The sequence below is a fragment of the Mycobacterium intermedium genome (assembly GCF_002086275.1).
Classification (GTDB): Bacteria; Actinomycetota; Actinomycetes; order Mycobacteriales; family Mycobacteriaceae; genus Mycobacterium; species Mycobacterium intermedium.
In genome coordinates this window covers 1-272 of record NZ_MVHT01000360.1, presented here as the reverse complement: position 1 = coordinate 272, position 272 = coordinate 1, and the positions used below count along the sequence as shown (strand labels likewise).

Here is a 272-nt window from a genome sequence, read left to right as displayed (position 1 = left end):
GCACCGGGCTATTCGGGCAGGTTGGCAGCGGCGGCGCGGGCGGCACCGGGGGCGGCGGCGGCACCGGCGGTACCGGCGGCTCCGTCAGCGGAAACGCCTTCGGCACGGTCGCCGGCCATGGCGGCCAAGGCGGCCACGGCGGCGTCGGCGGAAACGGCGGCAACTCCAGCGGCGGGCTCAACGGGAGTGGCGGCGCCGGCGGTGCCGGCGGCACCGGCGGGCTCGGCGGTACCGGCGTGACCGCGCCCGGCACGAACCACTCCACCTACGGC

Annotated in this window: 1 protein-coding gene; it reads left to right on the top strand. The window is 79.4% G+C overall.

Annotated elements, in window-relative coordinates; all coding sequences use genetic code 11:
* On the top strand, positions 1-272 hold a 272-nt coding region (locus BST27_RS35255), incomplete at both ends, for a hypothetical protein (RefSeq protein ID WP_211285359.1).